This window comes from Marinobacter iranensis (assembly GCF_029207565.1).
Lineage (GTDB): Bacteria > Pseudomonadota > Gammaproteobacteria > Pseudomonadales > Oleiphilaceae > Marinobacter > Marinobacter iranensis.
The window spans coordinates 1-249 of sequence record NZ_JANCMW010000340.1; the positions used below are offsets into that span (position 1 = coordinate 1).

The 249-nt window shown below is 68.3% G+C and carries 1 protein-coding gene; it reads left to right on the top strand.

All coding sequences use genetic code 11. The annotated features are described in order from the left end of the window. The coding region (locus tag NLU14_RS22620; RefSeq protein WP_420845104.1) for an alpha/beta fold hydrolase at positions 1–249 on the top strand (249 nt) is incomplete at both ends.

Genomic DNA, 249 nt, shown 5'->3' on the forward strand with positions numbered 1-249 from the left:
GTCCTCGTCGGGCAGTCCTATGGCGGCATGATCGTGAGCGGCGCGGCCGACGCGGAGCCGTCGCCGATAAAGGCTTTGGTCTATGTCGACGCCTATGTGCCGGCTTCCGGCGACTCGGTGTGGTCGCTGACGACGCCGCGTTTCCGCGACATGTTCGTGGCCGGCGCGAAGGGTGACGGGCTGAACTGCGCGCCGCCGCCCAATCTCGATCCGCGCTGCCGGCCGCATCCGATGGCTGCGTTTCTCCAG